The organism is Amycolatopsis sp. NPDC043889, from assembly GCF_056435645.1.
The window spans coordinates 975,522-998,529 of the sequence record NZ_JBWKEC010000001.1; the positions used below are offsets into that span (position 1 = coordinate 975,522).

The 23,008-nt window shown below is 68.4% G+C and carries 24 protein-coding genes and 1 tRNA gene; 15 read left to right on the forward strand and 10 right to left on the reverse strand.

Annotation, left to right across the window (positions count from 1 at the left end; all coding sequences use genetic code 11):
- Positions 1–46 precede the first annotated feature (46 nt).
- A complete protein-coding gene (locus tag AC0685_RS04965; protein WP_478224335.1) occupies positions 47–1,237 on the forward strand; it encodes an RtcB family protein in 1,191 nt (396 codons plus the stop codon).
- Positions 1,238–1,311: 74 nt separating this feature from the next.
- A complete protein-coding gene (locus AC0685_RS04970; RefSeq protein WP_478224336.1) occupies positions 1,312–1,683 on the forward strand; it encodes a hypothetical protein in 372 nt (123 codons plus the stop codon).
- Between the two features lie 72 nt (positions 1,684–1,755).
- Here AC0685_RS04970 and AC0685_RS04975 read toward each other — a convergent pair whose 3' ends face one another.
- Positions 1,756–2,898 (reverse strand): MFS transporter, encoded by a 1,143-nt coding sequence (locus AC0685_RS04975; protein ID WP_478224467.1) that lies wholly within the window; start codon positions 2,896–2,898, stop codon positions 1,756–1,758.
- 207 nt (positions 2,899–3,105) lie between these two features.
- Here AC0685_RS04975 and AC0685_RS04980 point away from each other — a divergent pair, with 207 nt between their 5' ends.
- Entirely contained in the window at positions 3,106–4,548 is a 1,443-nt protein-coding gene (locus AC0685_RS04980) for a catalase (protein ID WP_478224337.1), read from the forward strand.
- Between the two features lie 434 nt (positions 4,549–4,982).
- Positions 4,983–5,513 carry a hypothetical protein gene (locus tag AC0685_RS04985; RefSeq protein WP_378443548.1) on the forward strand — a complete coding sequence of 177 codons (531 nt, stop codon included), beginning with the start codon at positions 4,983–4,985 and terminating at the stop codon, positions 5,511–5,513.
- 103 nt (positions 5,514–5,616) lie between these two features.
- On the opposite strand, the gene AC0685_RS04990 is transcribed toward AC0685_RS04985, so the two are convergent.
- Positions 5,617–6,663: an alpha/beta hydrolase gene (locus AC0685_RS04990; protein WP_478224338.1), complete on the reverse strand. Its 1,047-nt coding sequence runs from the start codon at positions 6,661–6,663 to the stop codon at positions 5,617–5,619.
- A 148-nt stretch (positions 6,664–6,811) separates the two neighbouring features.
- On the opposite strand from AC0685_RS04990, the gene AC0685_RS04995 reads away from it, so the two are divergent.
- The 6 genes from AC0685_RS04995 (at position 6,812) to AC0685_RS05020 (ending at position 10,871) form a co-directional block, all read left to right on the forward strand.
- Positions 6,812–7,387 (forward strand): NADPH-dependent FMN reductase, encoded by a 576-nt coding sequence (locus AC0685_RS04995; protein ID WP_478224339.1) that lies wholly within the window; start codon positions 6,812–6,814, stop codon positions 7,385–7,387.
- A gap of 138 nt (positions 7,388–7,525) precedes the next feature.
- A complete protein-coding gene (locus AC0685_RS05000; RefSeq protein WP_478224340.1) occupies positions 7,526–7,948 on the forward strand; it encodes an organic hydroperoxide resistance protein in 423 nt (140 codons plus the stop codon).
- A 59-nt stretch (positions 7,949–8,007) separates the two neighbouring features.
- The gene (locus AC0685_RS05005; protein WP_034314675.1) at positions 8,008–8,484 is read left to right on the forward strand and encodes a Dps family protein; all 477 of its coding nucleotides are present in this window, start codon (positions 8,008–8,010) and stop codon (positions 8,482–8,484) included.
- A gap of 129 nt (positions 8,485–8,613) precedes the next feature.
- Positions 8,614–9,987 (forward strand): glutamate decarboxylase, encoded by a 1,374-nt coding sequence (gene gad, locus AC0685_RS05010; protein WP_478224341.1) that lies wholly within the window; start codon positions 8,614–8,616, stop codon positions 9,985–9,987.
- A gap of 62 nt (positions 9,988–10,049) precedes the next feature.
- On the forward strand, positions 10,050–10,676 hold the full coding sequence (locus AC0685_RS05015; protein ID WP_478224342.1) for a TIGR03085 family metal-binding protein: 627 nt from the start codon (positions 10,050–10,052) through the stop codon (positions 10,674–10,676).
- 9 nt (positions 10,677–10,685) lie between these two features.
- Positions 10,686–10,871: a 2-hydroxymuconate tautomerase gene (locus tag AC0685_RS05020; protein WP_101611157.1), complete on the forward strand. Its 186-nt coding sequence runs from the start codon at positions 10,686–10,688 to the stop codon at positions 10,869–10,871.
- A gap of 15 nt (positions 10,872–10,886) precedes the next feature.
- Here the strand turns inward: AC0685_RS05020 and AC0685_RS05025 are convergent, their stop codons facing one another.
- Complete coding sequence (locus AC0685_RS05025) at positions 10,887–12,731, reverse strand: S9 family peptidase (RefSeq protein WP_478224343.1); 1,845 nt, start codon at positions 12,729–12,731, stop codon at positions 10,887–10,889.
- A 39-nt stretch (positions 12,732–12,770) separates the two neighbouring features.
- On the opposite strand from AC0685_RS05025, the gene AC0685_RS05030 reads away from it, so the two are divergent.
- Positions 12,771–13,463 (forward strand): class I SAM-dependent methyltransferase, encoded by a 693-nt coding sequence (locus AC0685_RS05030; RefSeq protein ID WP_478224344.1) that lies wholly within the window; start codon positions 12,771–12,773, stop codon positions 13,461–13,463.
- Between the two features lie 395 nt (positions 13,464–13,858).
- Here AC0685_RS05030 and AC0685_RS05035 read toward each other — a convergent pair.
- The 3 genes from AC0685_RS05035 to AC0685_RS05045 form a co-directional block, all read right to left on the reverse strand.
- Positions 13,859–13,932: transfer RNA gene (locus AC0685_RS05035), tRNA-Pro, on the reverse strand.
- A 29-nt stretch (positions 13,933–13,961) separates the two neighbouring features.
- Positions 13,962–14,888, reverse strand: a complete 927-nt coding sequence (locus tag AC0685_RS05040) for a metallophosphoesterase (protein WP_425342026.1) — start codon at positions 14,886–14,888, stop codon at positions 13,962–13,964.
- A 285-nt stretch (positions 14,889–15,173) separates the two neighbouring features.
- The gene (locus AC0685_RS05045; RefSeq protein ID WP_478224345.1) at positions 15,174–17,348 is read right to left on the reverse strand and encodes a transglycosylase domain-containing protein; all 2,175 of its coding nucleotides are present in this window, start codon (positions 17,346–17,348) and stop codon (positions 15,174–15,176) included.
- A gap of 350 nt (positions 17,349–17,698) precedes the next feature.
- On the opposite strand from AC0685_RS05045, the gene AC0685_RS05050 reads away from it, so the two are divergent.
- Entirely contained in the window at positions 17,699–18,016 is a 318-nt protein-coding gene (locus tag AC0685_RS05050; protein WP_005166974.1) for a WhiB family transcriptional regulator, read from the forward strand.
- 63 nt (positions 18,017–18,079) lie between these two features.
- Here AC0685_RS05050 and bagB read toward each other — a convergent pair whose 3' ends face one another.
- The 4 genes from bagB to AC0685_RS05070 form a co-directional block, all read right to left on the reverse strand.
- Positions 18,080–19,210, reverse strand: a complete 1,131-nt coding sequence (gene bagB / locus AC0685_RS05055) for an ATPase BagB (RefSeq protein WP_478224346.1) — start codon at positions 19,208–19,210, stop codon at positions 18,080–18,082.
- Positions 19,210–20,214 carry an ATPase BagA gene (gene bagA / locus AC0685_RS05060; protein ID WP_005166973.1) on the reverse strand — a complete coding sequence of 335 codons (1,005 nt, stop codon included), beginning with the start codon at positions 20,212–20,214 and terminating at the stop codon, positions 19,210–19,212. Before bagA ends, bagB begins: the two co-directional genes overlap by 1 nt.
- A 22-nt stretch (positions 20,215–20,236) precedes the next feature.
- A complete protein-coding gene (locus AC0685_RS05065) occupies positions 20,237–20,485 on the reverse strand; it encodes a hypothetical protein (protein WP_478224347.1) in 249 nt (82 codons plus the stop codon).
- A gap of 161 nt (positions 20,486–20,646) precedes the next feature.
- Positions 20,647–21,591: an esterase/lipase family protein gene (locus AC0685_RS05070; protein ID WP_478224348.1), complete on the reverse strand. Its 945-nt coding sequence runs from the start codon at positions 21,589–21,591 to the stop codon at positions 20,647–20,649.
- A 129-nt stretch (positions 21,592–21,720) separates the two neighbouring features.
- On the opposite strand from AC0685_RS05070, the gene AC0685_RS05075 reads away from it, so the two are divergent.
- Genes AC0685_RS05075 through AC0685_RS05085 form a run of 3 tightly spaced genes read left to right on the forward strand, consistent with a single transcriptional unit; the run spans position 21,721 to position 22,979 of the window.
- Positions 21,721–21,882 (forward strand): Sp36 family protein, encoded by a 162-nt coding sequence (locus AC0685_RS05075; RefSeq protein ID WP_005166970.1) that lies wholly within the window; start codon positions 21,721–21,723, stop codon positions 21,880–21,882.
- Between the two features lie 12 nt (positions 21,883–21,894).
- Positions 21,895–22,350: a RidA family protein gene (locus AC0685_RS05080; protein ID WP_125679755.1), complete on the forward strand. Its 456-nt coding sequence runs from the start codon at positions 21,895–21,897 to the stop codon at positions 22,348–22,350.
- On the forward strand, positions 22,350–22,979 hold the full coding sequence (locus tag AC0685_RS05085; protein ID WP_016337887.1) for a hypothetical protein: 630 nt from the start codon (positions 22,350–22,352) through the stop codon (positions 22,977–22,979). Before AC0685_RS05080 ends, AC0685_RS05085 begins: the two co-directional genes overlap by 1 nt.
- Positions 22,980–23,008 lie beyond the last annotated feature (29 nt).

Here is a 23,008-nt window from a genome sequence, read left to right on the forward strand (position 1 = left end):
CCCGTGCATGCTCAACGGCGACAAACGTTTCCACGAAGGGAAAATCATGTACACGGCGGTCGAAGGCTCGCGGGTTCCGATCCGGATGTGGGCAGACCCCACGTCGGTCGAGGACCAAGCCATGCGACAGCTGCACAACGTCGCCAACCTGCCGTGGGTGCACGGCGTCGCGGTCATGCCCGACGTCCACTACGGCAAGGGCGCGACCGTCGGCAGCGTGATCGCGATGCGCGACGCGGTGTCCCCGGCCGCCGTCGGCGTGGACATCGGCTGCGGGATGAGCGCGGTGCGGACCTCGCTCACCGCCGCCGACCTGCCCGACGACCTGCTGAAGCTCCGCCGCCGGATCGAATCGGCCGTCCCGGTCGGGTTCGGCCTGCACAAGACCCCGGTGAACCCGGCGAAGGTGCACGGAGTCGGTGGCTGGGACGCGTTCTGGAAGTCCTTCGGCGACCTGCATCCCGGCGTCCAGGAGCTGCACGACCGCGCGTCGCGCCAGATCGGGAGCCTCGGTGGCGGCAACCACTTCATCGAGGTCTGCCTCGAACAGGGCGGCGAAGACGAAGGCCGCGTGTGGCTGATGCTGCACTCCGGTTCCCGCAACATCGGCAAGGAACTCGCGGAACGGCATATGGCCGTCGCGCGGAAGCTGCCGCACAACGCGGACCTGCCGGACCCGGATCTCGCGGTGTTCGTCGCGGGCACGCCCGAGATGCAGGCGTACCGGCGCGACCTGTTCTGGGCGCAGGACTACGCGGCGCGCAACCGCGCCACCATGGTCGCGCTCGTGAAGCAGGCGCTGAAGGACGTCGTGCCGCAGACGACCTTCGACGACGCGATCAGCTGTCACCACAACTACGTCGCCGAAGAGACCTACGACGGCGTCGACCTTCTGGTGACCCGCAAGGGCGCGATCCGCGCGGGTTCGGGCGATCTCGGGATCATCCCGGGCAGCATGGGCACCGGTTCGTACATCGTGCGCGGTCTCGGGAACGAGTCGTCCTTCCAGTCCGCGTCGCACGGCGCGGGCCGCCGGATGTCGCGGAACAAGGCGAAGAAGCTGTACACCGCCGAGGACCTCGCCGCGCAGACCGCCGGCGTGGAATGCCGCAAGGACTCCGGTGTGGTGGACGAGATCCCGGCCGCGTACAAGGACATCGAAACGGTGATCAAGGCGCAGACGGATCTCGTCGAGGTGGTCGCGCACCTCAAGCAGGTCGTCTGCGTGAAGGGCTGAATTACCGGGGCGGTTCGTGGGTGGTGGCCGGGGGAACCCGACATACCACCCACGAAATCGCTAGGCTTGACCGTATGAAGAGGTTGGGAATCGCGGCGCTCCTGGCGGCCGCCGGGCTCTCGCTGGCGGGCTGCAGCGAGGTCACGAACGCGGTCGATCAGACGAACAAGGCGGCGACGAAGGTCAGCGCCTGCGCCGAGGCGCTCAGCCTCGCCGACCTCAATCCGGACCCGGCGACGCTCAAGGAGCGCGCCGCGGACAAGGAGAAGCGCCTGCGGGAGCTGGCGGGCAGCGTCGGCGAGCAGAACGTGGCGGGTGCGCTCACCGGTATGGCCGACTCGTACCTGCAGGTGCAGAAGGAGAACATCCAGGACGCGGGCAAGGTCGCGGACTGGACCAAGCGCAACCTCGAGCAGCTGGAAGCCCTCCGGAAGGTCTGCGCCTAGCCCTGTTTCGCGTTTCGTCCTCTGAATGCGGTAGTTGCGCGTGCAACGACCGCATTCAGAGGACAAAACGCATCAGGAGGAAGTGAGCGCGGACACCTGGGCGGGGGTCCGGGAGCGGCGCCAGAACAGGCCGGCCGAAGCGATCGCCAGCGCGCCCAGCGCCGAGGCCGCGAAGCCCCAGCCGGGGCTGGAGTGGTCGATCACGAACCCGATGATCGGGCTCCCGATCGCCAGCCCGATCCGGCTGGCCGCGTCCAGCAGGCCCATCGCCTCCCCGCGCACGCGGGCGGGCGCCGCGGCGCTGACCGTCTCCGTGCTCGCCGCGAGCGTCGGCGCGCACAGCACGTTGCTCGGGAAGAGCACGATCGCCAGCAGCCACCACGGCTCGGCGATCAGCCCGACCGGCAGGGTCAGCACCGCGAGCAGCACCATCAGCGTGCCCTGCGAAAGCGACCGCCGGACCGCGCCGTGGATCGCCCCGCCGAGGACCGACGCGACGCACATCAGCGTGATCAGCAGCCCGGACCAGGCGATGTCACCGCTCGCGCGCAGCGTCGCCAGCGCGGCGAGCTCCATGCCGACCAGGCAGAACAGCGCGCCCGCGGCGATGAACATCGCCATCACGAGCCGTCCGGTGAGCCAGCTCCGCACGGTCGGCCGCTCCCCGGCGAACACCTCGGCGTCGGCCTCGGCGCGGATCGGCGGGTTCTGCCGGTAGATCAGCGTCGCCGAAAGCGCGAAGCAGACCCCGATCCCGGTGAGCGCGTAGACCGCGGGCAGCTGAGTGATCGCCATGATCCCGGCCGACGGCCCGATCATGAACGACGCCTCCACCAGGATCGTGTCCAGCGAGTAGGCCGCCCGCCGTTGTTCGAGTGGCACGAGCGCGGTGAGCACCAGCCGCGCGAGCGTGCCGGCGGGCACCGACAGCACCCCCGCGGGGAGCGCGACCGCGAGCAGCACCTGATACGGCAGATGCGGCGCGCTGATCCAGAACGCCGACGAGGCCAGTCCGCAGATCGCGACCACCGGCCGCAGCCCGTAGCGGTCGACGTACCGGCCGACGAGCGGTGCCCCGATCGCGCTGCCGAGCGTGGTGGCGGCGCCGACCAGCCCGGCCGCGCCGTAGCCGCGGCCCAGGTCGTTGACCACGTACAGCGTCATCGTCACGCCCATGGCCGTCATCGGGAGCCGGGCCAGGAACATCAACAGCATCGAGCTGGGAACTCCGGGCACGGCTAACACGCGACGATACGGAGCGAGGGCCATACGTCCGATGAGAACGTAACTTGGTACGCGCGTGCAAGTTTTTTTCGCGTAGCCAGGGTCACCCGGTACGGGGTGTTTTCTTGACTGATTCCAGATTAGGCGAGAGGGTGGGGAGGACTGACCGCTCACCACCACGAACCAGGAGGCATCGGCGTGACCTTGCCGACCACGAACAACGTGGGCATCCCCGTCGCGAGCGACAACGATTCCCTGACCGTAGGCGCCAACGGCCCGATCCTGCTCCAGGACCACTACCTGATCGAGAAGAACGCCCAGTTCAACCGTGAGCGGGTGCCGGAACGCGTCGTCCACGCCAAAGGCGGCGGCGCGCACGGCTTCCTCGAGGTCACGGAGGACGTCAGTCAGTTCACGAAGGCCGCGCTGTTCCAGCCGGGCGTGCGCACCGAGAGCCTGGTCCGGTTCTCCTCGGTCGCCGGGGAGAACGGCTCGCCCGACACGTGGCGCGACCCGCGCGGTTTCGCGGTGAAGTTCTACACCTCCGAGGGCAACTACGACCTCGTCGGCAACAACACCCCGGTGTTCTTCATCCGCGATCCGATCAAGTTCCCCGACTTCATCCACTCGCAGAAGCGCCGCGCCGACAACCATCTGCGCGACCACGACATCCAGTGGGACTTCTGGACGCTGCGGCCCGAGTCCGCGCACCAGGTCACCTGGCTGATGGGCGACCGCGGCATCCCGTCGAACTGGCGCGAGATGGACGGCTTCGGCTCGCACACCTATCTGTGGGAGAACGCGGGCGGCGAGAAGTTCTGGGTCAAGTACCACTTCAAGACCGACCAGGGCATCGGCTACCTCACGCAGGCCGACGCGGACCGGATCGCCGGCGAGGACTCGGACTACTACATCCGCGACCTGTTCAAGAACATCAAGCAGGGCAATCACCCCAGCTGGACGCTGTACGTCCAGGTGATGCCGTACGCCGAGGCCGCGGACTACCGCTTCAACCCGTTCGACCTGACCAAGGTGTGGCCGAAGGGCGACTACCCGCTGATCAAGGTCGGCCGCTGGGTACTCGACCGCAATCCGGCGAACTACTTCGCGGAGATCGAGCAGGCCGCGTTCGAGCCGTCCAATCTGGTGCCGGGCATCGGCCCGTCGCCGGACAAGATGCTGCAGGGCCGCCTGTTCGCGTACCCGGACGCCCACCGCTACCGGATCGGCGCGAACTACACGCAGTTGCCGGTCAACGCGCCGAAGTCCCCGGTGAACAGCTACTCGCGCGACGGCGCGATGCGCTACAACAACCCGGGCGACCCGGTGTACGCGCCGAACTCCTACGGCGGTCCGCACGCGAACGCGGAGATCGCCGCCGAGACCGCTTCGGGCTACGGCGTCGAGGACGAGGTCATCCGGTCGGCGTACAAGCTCCACGCCGAGGACGACGACTTCGGCCAGCCGGGCACGCTCGTCCGCGACGTGATGGACGACGCGCAGCGCGAGCGGCTCGCGAGCAACATCATCGGCCACGCCTCGAACGACGTCTCGCGCCCGGTGCTCGAGCGGGTCTTCGAGTACTGGCGGAACGTCGACAAGGACCTCGGCGACAAGGTCGCGGACGCCTTCCGCGAGTAAAGGACCTCTCCTGGAGAGGCTGCTCCCACCACGGAACGCCCCCGGTGCGCGCACCGGGGGCGTTTCCATGTCCCCACTCGCATGTGAAACCAGAAGAGGGCGTGGCGTGCGTGGGGGACACCCCGAGTGGAGCAGTGCGACACGCCTGTCCGACGGAGTGATGAAGCCAAACGATCACCGTTTACACCGCTGTGGGTGAACGAGCCGCACCACGGTGTCGACCGGTCACAGGTGGTCATAAATCGGCGGGAAAAGGATGATCTTCAGGGGGAGGCGCAAGATTTCGCCGTTAATCAATTGCGGGAGTCTTACCCGGGAATGAATCCGGCACGTAAGGGTTAGAAAAGTGTTCCAACCGGTGATCGGGTGGTGTTCGGCCGATACGGGGGGTATCGATTTACCTCGTCAGGTCCCAGAGGCCAGGAGGTAAGGGAATGAAAGGCAACATTGCCCGGACGATTGCCGCGGTCGCCGCAGGCAGTCTGTTGGCGGTGGCCTCGGCCGGCGCCGCTACGGCTGGCACCGATGGTGGGAAGGGCTCGTCGAACACACAGGCGCTCGCCGCGCAGGTGCTGCAGATGCGAGACGGCCTCACCAAGGTGGCCTACGCCGGCGACGTCGCCAAAACGCGGGCGGACTTGGACAAGCTCAGCCCCGTCCTCGGTGACATCGCCGCGGGCAAGCGCTACCAGATCCAGACCGAAACGCAGAAGCTCGGAGACCTGGCCCAGGGCCGTTCCGTCGAGTCCAGCAGGCTGCTGGCCGACCCGACGGCCAAGGCGCGACAGCTGCCGCCGCTGCCGGTGCCGATCCCCTCGCTCCCGGACCTTCCCGGACCGCTGAAGATCGTCAGCGACCTGGTGAAAGCCCTGCTCACAGCCGTGACCGGCATTCTCGCCGGCCTGCTCGGCGGACTCCCTGTCCCGCCGCTGCCGGTCCCGCCCGTACCGCTTCCCACACCCTAGAAGGAGACCGGGAGTCGTCAGGGTTCGCCGTGCAGGGCGGCGGGCCACGATATGGGGGCCGGAGCCCGAGTGGGGACATTTCTCCTCACTCGGGCTCTGGCTTTCACTTCGGCGCGAGACCCAGCCGCAAGGCTCCCGCCGCTTCGGCCGTCGCCTCACGGAACCGCCGTCCGACGCCGAGGAAGTTGATGTACCCGTGGATCAGATCCGGCTGGCGGCTGAGCGCCACCGGAACACCCGCTTTCCGCAATTTCTCCGCGTAGGCCTCGCCCTCGTCGCGCAGCGGATCGAAACCGGCCGTCGCGATATACGCGGGCGGCAATCCGGAAACGTCACCGTGCAGCGGCGACAGTTTCGGGTTGTACAGATCGGTGCCCTTCGGCACGTAATGTCCCTCGAACCACGTCATATCCGTGTCGGTCAGGAACAGATCCTCCGCGAACAATTCCCGGGAGCGGCGGCGCACGGTGAAATCGGTCGCCGGGTAGAACAGCAGCTGGAACGCCGGGACCCCGCCGCCGCGTTTCACTGCCTGCTGCGCGGTCACCGCGGCGAGGTTCCCACCGGCGCTGTCACCGCCGACGGCGATGCGCGCCGGGTCTGCGCCCAGGTCCCGCGCTTTCGCGAAGGCGTACTCGAACGCCGCGATCGCGTCTTCGGTGGCGCCGGGGAAGCGGGTCTCCGGCGCGAGCCGGTACTCCACCGAAAGAACCCGCACACCCGCCTGTTTCGCCAGGTAGCGAACGGTGTTGTCGTGGGAGACGCGGCTGCCGACCACCCAGCCACCGCCGTGGAAGAACACCAGTAGCCCGGACGGATCCGGCAGCCCGGCCGGCGTGTAGAGCGTGGCGGGCACGTCGCCGTCACCCGTGGGGATGAGCAGTTCCCTGGTGGCGACCGGTTCGATCGTCGGCCCGCTGACCAGGTGCCTGCTCGTCAGGAGCATGGTGCGCGACTCTTCGACGGTCCCTCGCACCAGCGACGCCTTCGCCAGCTTCTGCAGGCGGAGCAGGAGCTGGGCGTCCAGCGCGAGTTCCTGTCCGTCCAGGCGGAGGGGCGGTCCCGCGATGGCCCGTCTGACCGGCTTCGGGAGCCAGAACGCAAGCTGCGAAAACGCGGCCTCGGCACGGATCTGGAGCGGTATCGCCATGCTTCCTCCTGAGGGCTTCCCGTCAGGTTACTTTCGAGTAGGTATGCCGTCCAGCGGGGAACGGGGCGGTTGAGGCGAACGGGTGTGACGCAGGCCTCCGTTTCAGATCCTGGTCCTCCACTTAAGTAGAGGGGCTAGCCTCGAAAGCGTGACTTCGACGAACGCGGTGCATGTCCTCGGGATCGGCGGCTCTCTGCGGGAGGGCTCGCAATCCGAGCGTGCGCTGCGCATCGCGCTCGGCGCCGCGTCCGAAGCCGGAGTCACCACCGAGCTGATTCCCGGGCCCGAGCTGGTGTTGCCGTTCTACGACACCGTGCTGGGGGAGCGGCACGAGCGAGCCACCCGGCTGGTCGAGGCGATCCGCCGCGCCGACGGGATCGTCGTCGTCTCGCCCGGCTACCACGGCGCGCTGTCCGGCCTGGTGAAGAACGCCCTGGACTACGCCGAAGACCTGCGCGACGACACCCGTCCGTATCTCGACGGCCGCGCGGTCGGCCTCGCCGCCGTCGCGTACGGCTGGCAGGCCGCGGTCACCACGTTGGAGCAGCTGCGCACGATCACGCACGCGCTGCGCGGCTGGGCCACCCCTTTGGGTGGTTCGATCAACACCGCGGAGACCAAGTTCGACGAAGCCGGCGGCGCCTCGGACGAGAAGAGCGTCCGCACGCTTCGCCTGATCGGAAGCCAGGTCGCCGAGTTCGCGCTGAGTCGCGCCGGTCACTAGTCGTTTGCTCCGGTCGTCGTCCGGGTAATTCCCGGACGTGACGCCTGCCATGGGGTGGCAAGGTTTCGCGGTTGCGGGATGTTGACACCGAAGAGACGCTCAACGGGGCGTGTCTTGAGACCAGGAGGTAGGCGAAGAATGGCTGAGGCTCTGTACACCGCTGTGGCCACCGCTCGCGGCGACGGCCGCAACGGTGAGGTCACGTCCTCTGACGGCGTCATCGACGAGTCGCTGGCGATCCCGAAGGAGATGGGCGGGCCGGGTGGGGACAAGACCAACCCCGAGCAGCTCTTCGCCGCCGGCTATTCCGCCTGCTTCCACTCCGCGTTGCAGCTCGTCGCGCGCCAGGCGAAGGTGACGCTGGACGGCTCCACCGTGACCGCCGAGGTCAGCGTGCTCAAGCAGGGCGAGGGCTTCGGTCTCGGCGTGGCGCTCAAGGTTTCGCTGCCCGGCCTGGAGCAGGCGCAGGCCGATCAGCTCGTCGAGCAGGCGCACCAGGTGTGCCCCTACTCGAACGCGACTCGCGGCAACATCGAGGTCGTACTGTCCGCGACGGTCTGATCCCGTCCGCGGCAGAGGTCCATTCCCGAACCGACTGATTTCCGAAAGGAAGACCGAAGATGGGCAAGTCTCCGATCAAGAGTCCGCTGAGCGACGCCGACAAGGAGATCACCGGTAACGCCTTGCAGGCCACTCTGGTCGATCTGGTGGATCTGTCGCTGATCGCGAAGCAGGCTCACTGGAACGTCGTCGGCGCGAACTTCCGCAGCGCGCACCTGCAGCTCGACGAGCTGGTCGCCACCGCGCGCCAGTACGTCGACGAGGTCGCCGAGCGCGCCAACGCCATCGGCATCTCGCCGAACGGCCAGGCGAAGGCCGTCGTGGAGAGCTCCGGACTGCCGGACTACCCCGACAACTGGCAGTCCGTCGAGTCCACGGTCGCCGCGATCGTCGACATCCTCGCGGCGCTGATCGAGCGGCTGCGCAAGCGCATCGACGAGACCGACAAGAGCGACCTGGTCACGCAGGATCTCCTCATCGAGATCACCCAGGAACTCGAAAAGGCGCACTGGATGTGGCAGGCGCAGCAGGCCTGACCTGACCTCTCTCGCCTCACGAGTGCCATGAAAGGTCCTTTCCTTGCAAAATTTGCGAGGAAAGGACCTTTCCTTGCACGTCCGGGTCGGTGAGATGCCCCCGTCGGCGTCCCGGGCTACGTTCGATCCATGGTGCTGCACAAGGGAACCGCGTCCGATCCGGACCGCAAGGGCGGGGCCAACCCGCTGCACGCCGGCGCGTATCCCGCGCTCGCCGCGAACATCCGCCTCCCGCACGACAGCCTCGCCGAGGACCCGCTCCCGCCCGACGCCGCGCTCCAGCTGGTGCGCGACGAGCTGATGCTCGACGGCAATGCCCGGCTGAACCTCGCCACGTTCGTCACCACGTGGATGGAGCCGCAGGCCCGCGAGCTGATGGCCGAATGCGTCGACAAGAACATGATCGACAAGGACGAGTACCCGCAGACCGCGGAACTCGAACGGCGCTGCGTGAACATCCTCGCAGATCTGTGGCACGCGCCTGATCCCGCCGCGATCATGGGCTGCTCCACGACCGGTTCGTCGGAAGCCTGCATGCTCGCCGGGATGGCGCTGAAACGCCGCTGGTCGAAACTGGGCCGCACCGGGAAGCCGAATCTGGTGATGGGCGCGAACGTCCAGGTCTGCTGGGAGAAGTTCTGCGAATACTGGGAGGTCGAGCCGCGGCTGGTGCCGATGGACGGCGACCGTTTCCACCTCACCGCCGACGAGGCGATCGCCCGCTGCGACGAGAACACGATCGGCGTCGTCGCGATCCTCGGGTCCACGTTCGACGGCAGCTACGAGCCGGTCGCCGAGATCGCGGCCGCGCTCGACGGCCTGGCGGAACGCTCCGGCTGGGACATCCCGGTGCACGTCGACGGCGCTTCGGGCGCGATGATCGCGCCGTTCCTCGACCCCGGGCTGAGCTGGGATTTCCGCCTGCCGAGGGTGGCGTCGATCAACACCTCCGGGCACAAGTACGGCCTGGTCTACCCCGGCGTCGGCTGGGTGGTGTGGCGCGACAAGGAGGCGTTGCCGGAAGAACTCGTCTTCACCGTCAACTACCTCGGTGGAGACATGCCGACTTTCGCCTTGAACTTCTCCCGTCCCGGCGCCGAGGTGGCCGCGCAGTACTACACGTTCGTCCGGCTCGGCCGCGAAGGTTTCCGTGCCGTGCAACAGGCTTCGCGTGACGTCGCGACCCAGCTGGCGGACGGGATCGCCGGGCTGGGCCCCTTCCAACTGCTGACGCGAGGCGATCAGCTGCCCGTGTTCGCCTTCACGACGAAGGCGGATGTGGAGGGCTTCGACGTCTTCGACGTGTCACGGCGGCTTCGTGAGCGTGGCTGGCTTGTCCCGGCGTACACGTTCCCGGACAACCGGACTGATCTAGCGGTGCTGAGGATCGTGGTGCGCAACGGTTTCACGCACGACCTCGCCGATCTGCTGCTCGCCGATCTCCGGCGGCTGCTGCCCGAGCTCGATCACGGCCCGCGACCGCGGACCGCGTTCCATCACTGAGCCGGGTGCCCTGCGTCACGCCGGATTTCCCCGCGCCCTACCGGCGCGTAACGTCGTGGGGTATGGGAGTCGCCGGAGACGAACGTCGTGCGTTGAGCGAGCTTTTCGAAGAGGTCGGCCCGGACGCGCCGACCCTGTGCGCGGACTGGAAGACGCGGGATCTCGCGGCGCATCTGCTGGTCCGCGAGCGGCGGCCCGACGCGGCGCCCGGCATCCTGGTCCCGGCGCTGGCGTCGTACACCCAGCGGGTGCAGGACTCCTACGCCGCGCGCCCCTGGTCCGAGGTCGTCGGCAAAGTCCGGTCCGGCCCCGCCTGGTACTGGCCGACGTCGATCGCCGCGCTCGACGAGCTGGCGAACAGCGCGGAATTCCTGATCCACCACGAGGATGTCCGGCGCGGACAGCCCGGCTGGGAACCGCGTCCGGCGGACTCCGCGCGGGATGCGGCTGCCTGGAAGTCGGCGAAGCAAGCCTCGAAGCTGAACCTGCGGAAATCACCGGTCGGCGTGATCCTGAAGACCCCCGAAGGCCGCGAAGCGCGGGTGAAGGAAGGCCCGGACACGGTGACCGTGATCGGCTCGCCGCTCGAACTGCTGCTGTTCGTCTTCGGCCGCGACGCCGTCCGTCTCACCTTCGAGGGCGACGCCTACGCCGTCGACCGTCTGCGGAAGCACGATCGCGGGCTCTAGAGTCCGTTCATGCCGATGATCAGTGTTTCGATGTTCCCCGGCCGCACGGCCGAACAGAAGCAGGCCCTCGTGCGCGAGGTGACCGACGCCTTCGTCCGCACCTGCGGCGGCAAAGCCGAAGGCGTCTGGGTGACGATCAACGAGATTCCCGCCGAACACTGGGCGTCCGGCGGGACTCTCTTCTCCGAGCGCTGACCTCGCTCGCCGGGGTCAGCGAAGCCCGACCGCCCGCAGCGCGAAGAACACCTCGATCGCGGTCTGCTTGATCGTCTCGGCGATCACCAGCGACCCGTGGCCCGCGTCGAACCGGTAGAACTCGAACGGGATCTCCCGCTTCGCGAGCCTGTCGAGGTAGTTCTCGACCTGCCGGATCGGGCAGCGCGGGTCGTTGTCCCCGGCGAGCACCAGCACCGGCGCCGTCACGGCTTCGACGTAGGTGATCGGCGAGCATTCGCGGTACACCGCCGGCACCGTCTCCGGCGAACCGCCGAACAGCGCCCTGTCGAACGAGCGGAGCTGCTCCATCTCGTCCTCGTACGCGGCGACGTAGTCCGCGACAGGCACTCCGGCGATCCCCGCCGCCCAGCGCGCCGGCTGGGTGCCCAGTGCCAGCAGGCTCAGGTACCCGCCCCACGAAGCGCCGTTCACCACGCATTTGGCCGGATCCGAAAGTCCACTTTGGACGGCCCAGTCGTGTACGGCGGCGACGTCTTCGAGTTCGGTCAGGCCGGGACGGCCTTCGATGGCGTCACGCCAGGCCGAGCCGTAGCCGGTCGAACCGCGGTAGTTGACCTCGACGACGGCGAATCCCGCGTCGAGCCACACGGCGCGGTACGCGGAGAAGCGGTCCTCGTCGGCCGAATGCGGCCCGCCGTGCAAGGAGAAGACCGTGGGCAGCGGACCTTCCGGCGCGTCGGCCGGGCGCGAGACGAGTGCGTGGATCCGCCCGCCGATCCCGTCGACGAACGCGTCGGTGACCGGTGCCGATCCCGGGGCGCGCTCGCCCGGCGGTTCGAGGAGCACCGAGTCTTCGCCGTCCGCCGTCCGTGCGCGCACGGACGGCGGCTGCGCGGCACTGGACCACGAGTACTCGACGATGCCGTCGGGCCGCACTCCCGCGCCGCCGATCCGGCCGGGTGGGGTGTCCAAAGAGGACAATTCGCCACTGGCGAGGTCGTAGTGGTGGAGGGAACTGCGGCCTTGGTGGAAGTGGACGACCAGCAGCGCCCGCGCGTCCTGGTACCAGCCCGCGACCACCTCGCCGGGCAGGTCCAGCTCGATCTCCTGCTCGGTGTCCGCGGCGGTGTCCCAGATCAGGAGCTCTTCGCGACCGCGCCGCTCGTGCAGCACCAGCAACCGCTGGTCGCCCGCGACCGGGGAGAACTCCAGCGCGCCGAGGCCCTTGCCCTCGCCGTCCCATTTGTCGGCGACCGTCGTGAAGCCGTCGGTCGACAGGACGCGAAGCGCGGGGTGTCGTGAATCACCGTGCTCGGAGTGGGAGATCACGAGCAGCGACTCGTCGCGGGACAGTGACGCGACCCCGGCGTCGTCCTCGTGCTTGTAGAAGGACGTGGTTTCGCCGTCGATATGGGCGAAGAGCTCGCTGCCGTCGTCGGTCGAGACGCCGACGGCGACCACCTTGGTGCCGATTTCGAGCCCGGCTGGGTAGCCGTCGTGGACGCCCGGCACCGCGCGCTCGGCGGCTGCCCCCGGCGCGAACGGTTCGCGGACCCAGGAGCCGAATTCGTCGCCGTCGGTGTCGTTGAACCACCAGATCCAGCGGCCGTCGGGGGACGGGGTCGTGTGCATGGTGCCGTTGGGCCGGTCGGTGACGCGGCGGTGCTCACCGGTCGACCGGTCCCAGGAGTAGACCTCCCACACGCCGCTGGCGTTGGAAACGTAGACGTTGGCGTCCGGGGCGTCGATGGCCCATTCGGGCACCGAGATGCGCGGCGCGCGGAAGCGGGCCCGCCACCTGGCCTCGGCTTCGGCGTCGTCGAACAGGCGGTCCGGGACCACCGCGGACGGATATTCAGTGCCTGGCTGCGTGCTCACCCCTCGATCCTGCCACTCCGGAGCCGTACTGTGTGCGGGGTGCTGGAGGGAAACGCGCCGCGCGCCGCGGTGTCCGCGCGGTTCGCGCGTCAGGCGGTCGAGCGGGCCGTGTTCGCGCAACCGCTGTTCGGACCGGGGATGGGGTGCGTCGACGTCGGCTGCGGGCCGGGTTCGATCACCCTCGGTATCGACAACGGGCACAGAAAGTCCACAGTGGACTTTTTGGTGGCGGAGGCGTGCGCGCTGCCGTTCGCCGAGGCTTCGGTGGACGTGGTCTTCGCGCACGCCGTCTTCGAACATCTGAAGGAGCCGGGCGCCGCGCTGGCGGAGCTCCGGCGGATCCTCAAACCGGGCGGCACGCTCGCACTGTCCACATCGGACTGGAGCCGGGCTCGGCTGCGGCCGAAGACGGCGAACGTCGACGCCGCCCTCCGCGGTCACTATCTGCTGTGCCGCCGCGCGGGCGGTGACCCGTTCGCCGGACGCTCGCTGCCCGCCGCGGTCACGGCCGCCGGTTTCACCGACGTGCGAACGAAAATCCGCTACCGCACGGACACGACATACCGGGCGCTGGCGACCTCCGTGGAGGCGCGGCTGGTGACGGCGCTGGAAACCGCGACGACCCCGGACCGCGATCAACTCGCTTCGGCGGCCCGCTCGGCCTGGTCGTGGGCGCGCTCGGGCGATGGGGATTTCGCCCAGTGCTGGACCGAGCTCCTCGCCACCCGCTGAGGCCTTTTCGGTGCCTCCCTCTCTGGTGTCCCCAATGTGGCACAGGGGACGTTGAGTGTCCCCAATGCCACATTGGGAACCCTTGGGCCTCGGCGCGCCCTCGGCTGTCCACAGACGCTCACCGTTGTGGACAACCAGCCCCGCCGCCCCCTCTTTCGGCCAGCCCCGACGCCCCTCGCCGATAGACTGGCCTCGGGGTCGCCCCCCTGGGAGTGGCGGGGGCTGGCCGGTGGTCGGCGCCTTTCGCGTGGGCCTTCTGGTGCGCCGGTGATGCGTGTCCTGAAGGGGGCCTTTGGGACATCGAGCGTCTCAAAGGAACCTTCAGGACACCTCTGGGTCCCGCAACGCGAAAGAGCCTTGCTCGCCAAAGCGAGCAAGGCTCTTTCGATCCAACGTCGGGGTGGCGGGATTCGAACCCACGACCTCCTCGACCCGAACGAGGCACGCTACCAAGCTGCGCCACACCCCGGGGTACTGCTTAACGGGTCGTGGAGAAGTCTAGCGGACGGTGTTCCGGGCTTTGCGGGGGGCCGCGTTCCGGCGATTGTCGCTGGTCGTACCCCGTGGGACGAGGGTCAGCAGGCTCGCTTCGGGAGGGCACGCGAAGCGCGCGGGAGCGTACGGCGAGGTGCCGAGCCCGGCGGAGACGTGAAGCCACATCTGGGCGCCCCACCGGGACGCACCGCGGGCGCGGGTGCGGTCGAGTTCGCAGTTGGTGACGAGCGCGCCGTAGCCGGGGACGCGGAGTTGCCCGCCGTGGGTGTGCCCCGCGAGGACGAGGTCGTAGCCGTCGCCGGCGAACTCGTCGAGAACGCGGGGCTCCGGCGAATGCGTGACGCCGATGCGGACGGCGGCCGCGGTGTCCACCGGGCCGGCGATGTCGGCGTAGCGGTCGCGGTGGAGATGCGCGTCGTCGACGCCGGCGGTGAACACGTACTGGTCGGCGACCTCGATGGTGCGGCGGACGTGGGTGAGGTCGTGCCAGCCGTGTTCGACGAAGGCCGCGCGGAGGTCGCGCCATGGCAGGTGCTCGCCGTGGATGCGCTTCTTCTTGCCCTTCGGCATGAGGTAGCGGGCGGGGTTCTTCGGTTTCGGCGCGTAGTAGTCGTTGCTCCCGAAGATGAACACGCCGGGCCGGTCGAGCAGGGGGCCGAGCGCGCGCAGTACGGACGGGACGGCCTGATGATGTGACAGGTTGTCACCGGTGTTGACGACGAGGTCCGGTTCGAGTTCGTCGAGCGCCGCTACCCAGCGTTGCTTGCTCACGTGACCGGGCAGCATGTGCAGGTCCGAGATGTGGAGGATCGTGAAGGGTTTCGCCCCTGCCGCGAGGACCGGGAGCTCCGCGGTGCGAAGCGTCCACCGGCGCCTTTCGATTCCGACCGCGTAACCGAGGGTCGCGGCTCCCAGGGCGACGGTTCCCACGGCCAAGCGCCGTACCGTCGCCCCCGAAGTGTTTTCGTTACTGAGCGTGCTCACAATGTCCAGTTTACGTGCTCTTCGGTGGTGACCGTTCGCCCCCATTCCGGCGATCTCGGTAAATCGCTGGAATGGCCTCTTTTCTTCACCTTCCGTGGTCGGCGCGGGGTGTCGCGATCAACCGACATGATCTCGTCGACCACCGTTCCCCGTTAGGCCGCCAGCCGCTCACTCAAAGTTAGATTCGTGTGACTCATCGTGATTTGCGCTGGTGAACGCGGCCGTTGCGGATCAGCGTCCGCCGCCCATGTACTTCGGGTCCGGCTGCGGTAGCGGCAGCGCTTCCTGGCCTTCGAGGATCTTCGACATCGCCCCGAACCAGGTCTGCGCCGGCGTCTTCCCGCCCCACATGTTTTCGCAGCGGGTGGTCACGTTACCTGGGCCGAGGTAGCAGAGGCCGCCATTCCCACCCTTCGGGCGGAACACCATCGCCGCGCCCGCGAGCTGCGGGGTGGCTCCGAGGTATGTCCCCGAGCCGTTGCTCTGCGTGGTTCCGGTCTTGCCCATCACCGGCCGGTTCCACTTGGCGCCGCTCGCTGCCCCGAACGATGTCCCGCCGGGCTGGCTGTCCCTGCTCATGCCGACCGCGAGAGTGTTGGCGAGACCTTCGGGGACCACCTGCTCGCAAGCGGCTTCCTTGACGGGAACAGGCTTTCCGTCCCGGTCTGTGACACCCGCCAGCGGGGTCGGCGGGCACCAGACGCCACCGCTCATGATCGTGGCACCGACGTTCGCCAATTCCAGGCCGCTCAGCGCGGCGGGGCCAAGGGTGAACGAGGCGCTTCCGGGCCAGCCGGGCCTCGGGCCGAAGGCCTGCAGCTGGCTGGCGTTGACGCCGGGGTTGTCGGAGTTCGGGTCGACGGCGCCACCGCCGAGGTTGCTGGCCATGGTGTCGCGCATGCCGAGCTTGCGCGCCATCTCCACGATCGGTCCAGTGCTCCCGAGCCTGTCCTCGAGGTTCACGAACGCGGTGTTCGGCGAGGTCGCCAGTGCCTGCTGCAGTGACATGGCCCCACCCGCCGGGTTGTAGTCGCCCGCGTTGCCGACGCAGTACCAGTTACCACCTGGCCCGGCGGGGGGCCGGGGAGCTACAGGACATCGCTTCGGGCCACCGGCGAACACGTGAGAGGTGTAGAGATCGGGCACCGGGAGGGAACTGTTGATCCCGGCCACGCCCGCTTCCAAAGCCGCCGCGGCGGTGAAGACCTTGTACGCCGAGCCGGCACCGCCGGTGTTGTAGACGCCGGAAGGCAACGCGAAGGTCGTCTGCCCCTGGTCTTCGTGGAGCCCGTAGTCACGGTTCGCCGCCAGCGCCACGACTTCGTGCCGCTGCTTGCCCGGTTTCACCAGCGAGAGCGTGTTCGCCACGTTGTCCTGGGTCTTCTTGACCTGGGCTTCGGCCGACATCTTGGCTTCGTGGTTCGCCCGTTCGTCCAAAGTGGTCTTGATCTGGTAGCCGCCGGTGTAGAGGTCGTCCTTCGTCATCCCGGACTTGAGGAGGTAGTCCTCGACGTACTGGCAGAAGAAACCGTTCTCCGGACCGGCGCCGGTGCAGTTCGAAGCGGGCTTCTGCGGGCCGCCCTCGACGACGCCGAGCGGCTCGGCCTTGAAGCGTTCCGCGTCCACCTTCGCGAGCTTCTGGTTGTCGACCATGCGGTCCAGCACCAGGTTGCGGCGCTCGGTCGCCTTCGCCGGGTTCTTCCACGGGTCGTTGACGATCGGGTTGTTCACCAGACCGGCCAGCAGCGCCGCCTGCGGCACCGTGAGCTTCTCGACGGGCGTGTTGAAGTACGCGTTCGCGGCCGCGCCGACGCCGTAGATCTCGCGCGAGAACTCGACGACGTTCAGGTAGCCGGTCAGGATCTGCATCTTGTTCAGCTTGGTTTCCAGCTGGATCGCGATCCGGGCTTCCTTCAGCTTCCGGGCGACCGACTGCTCCTGTGCGCGCTTCTGCCCCGGCTTGTCGTCCCGGTAGACGACGTTGATCAGGTAGTTCTTGACGTATTGCTGGGTCAGCGTCGACGCGCCCTGCGTGTCGCCGCCGGTGCTGTTGCTGACCGCGGCGCGCAGCGTGCCCTTCCAGTCCACCCCGTTGTGCTCGTAGAAGCGCTTGTCCTCGACCGAGATCAGCGCCCACTTCATGGCGTCGTTGATCTGGGTCTCGCTCGTCGGGATGCGGAACTGCTTGTACAGCGTCGCGATCTGCTTGCCGGTGTTGTCGGTGATCGTCGTCACCAACGGCGGCGGGATGTCCGCCAGGTCCGAAGATGTCTTGTCGACGGTCTCGCTCGCCTGGTTCGACAGCACCCCCGCGGCGCCCGCCACCGGGAACAACATCCCCGCGACCAGCACCCCCGCGAGCACACACAGGCCAATGAGCTTCAGCAGACCGTCCGTTTTGCGCACGCGGACCAGGGTACGCGGATCCCGTTAGCCCACCGTGACGTCACCTCGCTGTAAGTGGGGATTCGGTCACGAAATCGACCCCATGAGGTGACGTTCGGTAACGCCAGGCATTCTAGGGCTTGGCGGGGGGAACCGAGGGCCCCTACAGTCCGTCAACGTCTCACGTATGAAAAAGCCGACAGACGGGTGAGTGCGAGCGGCAGTCGCATTCGGCCGAACGGAGGCACCGGCACCGGGGAGGTGTCGGCTCAACCGACGTGAGCACACAGGGAGACACGCTCATGGGGGCAGGAGCGCAGGCTTTTCGTCCTCCCGTGGTGTGTCGAACACCAGGGTAGGGAGCTGGGGGTATGGAAACCAACCAGTCGAGCTGGCGAGTCAATGCGTCGTGCCGCGACACCGATCCGGACGGTTTGTTCGTCCGGGGGGCGGAACAGAACCGGGCCAAGGCGGTCTGCCTCGGTTGCCCGGTCAGGACGGAATGCCTCGCCGAAGCGCTCGATGGCCGGATCAACTTCGGCATCTGGGGAGGTATGACCGAACGGGAACGGCGGGCGCTGCTGCGGCGGCGGCCGGACGTTTCCAGCTGGGCGGACCTGCTTGAAGCGGCGAAGCGCAGTTTCACCGGGATCGACGAAGAGGAAGACGTACGCGTCCGAGTCTCGTGATCATGGTTTCGTGAAGGACCCCTTCCCTGAGTCCAAGGTAGGGAAGGGGTCCTTCACGGAAACTCAGGACTGGGTGGCCAGCCTGGTCCCGATGTCGCGCAGGCCTTCGAGATCGTGCACGTCACTGGGGAGCGCGGGCACCCGCACCAGCGGGACCTCGGGATGCGCCCGCGTGAACCTGGCGAGCAGCCGCGTCTCTCGATCGGCCAGCGCGACCCGGTCCGCGTGCAGGCGAAGGACGGCTTCGGCCAGCGGAGCGCTGGCCTCGCCCTTCGCGAGCTGCTCGGCCGCGGCGATGGCTTCGGCACTGGACAACGGCGCCAGCACCGGGTGCGTCCGGTTCGCGACCAGCCCGGCCAGCGGCATGCTCTCTTCCGAGAGCCGCTCCACGAAGTAGGACGCCTCGCGCAGCGCGTCCGGCTCCGGCGCGGCCACGACAAGGAAAGAAGTGCCGCCGGACCGCAGCAGCTCGGAGGTCTTGCGTGCGCGTTCGCGGAACCCGCCGAACATGCTGTCGAAGGCCTGCATGAACGCCGAGGCGTCGGTCAGCAACTGGCCGCCGATGATCGTCGAGACCGCCTTCGCGAACATCGAGAACCCGGCGTTGACGACCTTGCGCAAGCCCCAGCCGCCCGCCTTGGCGGGACCGGTGAGCAGCCGGATCATCCGGCCGTCGAGCGCGCTGGAAAGCCGCGTCGGCGCGTCGAGGAAGTCCAGCGCGGACCGGCTCGGCGGCGTGTCGACGATGATCAGATCCCACTCGTCGGTGGCCGCGAGCTGCCCCAGCTTCTCCATCGCCATGTACTCCTGCGTTCCGGAGAACGAAGTGGAAATGGTCTGGTAGAAGGGGTTCTGGAGCAGCTGCTCGGCGCGTTCCTGGCCGGCGTGCACGCGCACCATGTCGTCGAAGGTGCGGCGCATGTCGAGCATCATCGCCCAGAGCTCGCCCTTGGGCTCGAAGCCTTCGACCAGCACCTGCTTCGGGTGGTTGCCCAGTTCCCGCAGGCCGAGCGCCTGCGCCAGCCGCCGGGCCGGGTCGATGGTGAGCACCACCGTCTGCCGCCCGCGTTCGGCCGCGCGCAACGCCAGCGCCGCCGCGGTGGTCGTCTTGCCGACCCCGCCGGACCCGCAGCACACGATGACCCGGCTCTCCGGATCGTCGATCAGCCTGTCGACCTCCAAGACGTCCGACATCAGCGCACCCCCTGCTCGGTCAGCGCTTCGGCGAGGTCGTAGAGCGCCGCGACGTCGACCCCGTCGGTCAGGTCCGGCAGTTCGAGACCCGGCAAGTCCGCTTCGGACAGTTGCTCGCGGGCGCGTTGCTCGGCCGCGACCCGCACGGCGTGCTCGACGGTTTCCTCGACCAGCGCGTCGAGGGTGCTGTCGGGCAGGTTCAGCCCGGCCGACGCGAGCCCGGCGCGGACGCGCGAGGCGTCGACGCGGCCGTCCGCGGCGGCGGTCACCGAACGGGCGGGCAGCCGCGGCGGGCGAACCCGGTTGACCAGGACCGCGCCGGGGCGCAGGTCGGCGCCGTCGAGTTCGGCGACCGCTTCGACGGTCTCCCGCACCGGCATCTCTTCCAGCAGCGTCACCAGGTGGACCGCGGTCTCACCGGAGTGCAGCAGGCGCACGACCCCGTCGGCCTGGCCGCGGATCGGGCCGGTCTTGGCGAGATCGGTCAGTGCCTTGGTGACGTCGAGGAACTTCACCACCCGGCCGGTGGGCGGCGAGTCGACGACGACGGCGTCGTAGGTGTGGCGGCCGTCCGATTCGGTGCGGCCGACACATTCCTTGATCTTCCCGGTGAGCAGGACGTCGCGCAGACCCGGCGCGAGCGTGGTCGCGAACTCGATCGCGCCCATCCGCCGCAGCGTCCGACCCGCGAAGCCGAGGTTGTAGAACATCTCGAAGTACTCGAGGAGCGCGGCCTCGACGTCGATGTGCAGGGCGCGCAGTTCGCCGCCGCCGGGAACGGCCGCGATGCGCTGCTCGGCGTACGGCAGCGGCTCCGTGTCGAAGAGCTGGGCGATGCCCTGGCGGCCCTCGACCTCGATCAGCAGCACCCGGCGTCCGCCCTTGGCGAGCGCGAGGCCGAGGGAGGCGGCGAGCGTTGTCTTGCCCGTCCCGCCCTTACCGGTGACGAAATGCAGCCTGGCTCTCGCGAGTTCGTCGGTCCAGCCGGCAAGGGGTGTGCTCACCGGTCCCACCCTAATTGAGCGGTCAGCTCGCCAGCATCATGACGCCGAGCGCGGCCACGACCACCGCGACGACGCCCCAGGTCAGAGCGCCGGGCAGGACCGTGAGCATCACCACACCGAGCAGCAGGAGGGCCACGAAGGCCACCGCGCCGGTGATCGCGACCGTCGCCGAGCGGTCCGTGCGGTCCCGTGCCTTCGCCATCAGGACCAGCACCAGCGGCAGCCCGGCCGCGGCGAGCAGGACGGTCGCGACCACACGCCAGGTCTCCACGGGCCCAGCCTAGTGCGCGTCACACGCGTGCTCGGGCACCGAACTCGCGTGCTTGAGCCCGGAACTCGCGTGCTTGAAGACGGATCACGCGAGTTCCGCCCTCAAGCACGTGAGTTCCGTCTTCAAGCACGCGAGTTCGGGATTCGAGCACGCCAGGTCGGTCAGCTCCCGATGGGGGTCGCGGGCACGCAGGGGACCGGCTTCGCGTGCGCCGGGTCCAGCGCGTTGAGGACATGCCCGGCCGCGTTGCGGTCGGCGGCGACCCCGGCGTGCTCGGCCAGGTCCAGCACGCAACTGTCCTGAAGCACGATGTTCTTCACGTTCGGCCCCTTGCCCATCCCGCTCGTGTACGGGACGACGGCCTCGTCGTACCGGGTCATGATGTTCGTGTAGGTCACGCCCGGCTGGAAGACGCCGTTGCCCGACCGCAGCTTCGTGAGGAATTCCGAGCCGCGCAGGAACTGGCGGCAGGAGCCGCAGAGCGGGTCGAGGATGCCGTTGAAGCCGGTCGCGAGCCCCAGCGCGCCGGAAAGCGCGTAGAGACGCGAGGCGCCGAACAGGGTCGTGCCGTCCCAGAGCGGGGTCAGGCTGACGTACTTGTCCACTTTGGACGCCCCGCCGAGGAACTTCACGTAATAGGAAGGCATCAGCGTGCCTTCGGAATGCCCGAGGAGGTCCACCTTGGCCGCGCCGGTCGCGCCGAGCACCTTGTCGACGAACGCCGAAAGCTCCTTCGCGCTCTGCTCCATCGGCAGGAGGCCGCCGGGCTGGTAGACCGGCAGCGGCTTCCCGGGGACCCCGTAGGTCAGGGAGAAGACGCAGTACCCGTTGTTCTTGAGCAGTGGGGCGAACGTCTGCCAGTTCACCGTCTGGTTGGCGCTCAGGCCGTGGGTGAGCACCACCGGATTCGGGTGGGCCTCGCCCGGACGGCAGCCGAAGTCGTTCGAGCCGGGCGGCGGGCCGCCGGGATTCGCCGCCTGCGCGGGCAGTGCCGCGGCGAGGGTCCACGGGACGGGGAGTTCCTCGTCGGCGTTCGCCGGTGAGGCGCAGATCAGGGCAAGGGCCGCGGCCAGGAAGGTGGCGGCGAGGGACTTCGTCGTCCGCATGTCGGCGTCCTATCTACTCCCGAGTAGGTGTGAAGTGAAACACATCGGCGGGAATTCGGCGAACCGGTCGCGAGAGGGTTTTCCGCATGTGTGTCGGGCGCGCTTGCCGGTTTGGCTACGCTCCCGGGCATGAGCGCCACCAAGTGGGAGTACGCGACCGTCCCCCTGTTGATCCACGCCACCAAGCAGATCCTCGACCAGTGGGGTGAGGACGGCTGGGAGCTCGTCACCGTGCTCCCGAACCCGACCGGCGAGCAGCACGTCGCCTACCTCAAACGAGCGAAGAACTGAGGGATTGAAGTCATGACCTGGAGCGATCGACTCGCCGAGCTCGGTATCGAGCTGCCAGCCGTCGCCGCCCCGCTGGCGGCTTACGTGCCCGCCGTCCGCACGGGTTCGCACGTCTACACGGCCGGGCAGCTGCCCTTCGTCTCCGGTGAGCTCGAAGCGACCGGCAAGGTCGGCGCCGAGGTCAGCCCCGAAGAGGCGAAGCAGTACGCGCGGACGTCGATCCTCAACGCCCTCGCCGCGGTCGACTCGGTCGTCGGCATCGACAACGTCGTGCGGGTGGTCAAGGTCGTCGGGTTCGTGGCGTCCGCGGAGGGCTTCACCGGTCAGCCCGCGGTGATCAACGGGGCGTCCGAGCTGCTCGGCGAGATCTTCGGCGAGGCGGGTATCCACGCCCGCTCGGCCGTCGGGGTCGCCGAGCTGCCGATCGGGGCGCCGGTCGAGATCGAACTGATCGTGGAGGTGAAGTGATGGACCCGGACATCGAACGGTCCTCGCACGAGCTCCTGCTCCGGCTGGCCGGACGGCTGCCGGACCAGCTCTTGTGGCGGTTCCGTGACTGGCTGGGCGAGGGCGCGATGGGCACGCTCGCGCGCACCCTGCCCAGGTCTTTGCTTAAGCACAGGATCGACCTGGATCAGACGGAGTATCGCCTGCTAGTCGCCGGACTCATCCCGCACGGAGCCGACTGGCATCAGGTGAGTTCCACCCTGGGGGTAGACGACGTCACCGAGACCAGGTACACATTCACGCAGAGTGCGCCCGAATGGGTGAACTCCGTCGACTCTGTGTCCGTATTGATCCACGCGACGTTGCGGGGACGGCCGGATGTGGGTGAAGTGCGGCAAAGCTGGCGACACCTCGGTGTGGTCGGCGAGGGTGGGGCGAAACGAGTCCTCCTGGTCACGGCGACGAACGGCCTGCCGAGGCTGACCGGCGAGCTGCAGCGCGTCCTGCGCGTGCTCGGTGACGAGGAGCCCGGCGTCGAGGTTCTCCCGCCGAGCATCGACCTCACCGGCTATCACCGCACCGCGCTCGCCAACTCCGAGCTGGTCTGTGTGGGCGCGGTGGACACCGGAAGTCGGCTGGTCGCCGCTTAACGCTCGCTCCACCAGGCGAGCCGGGAGGG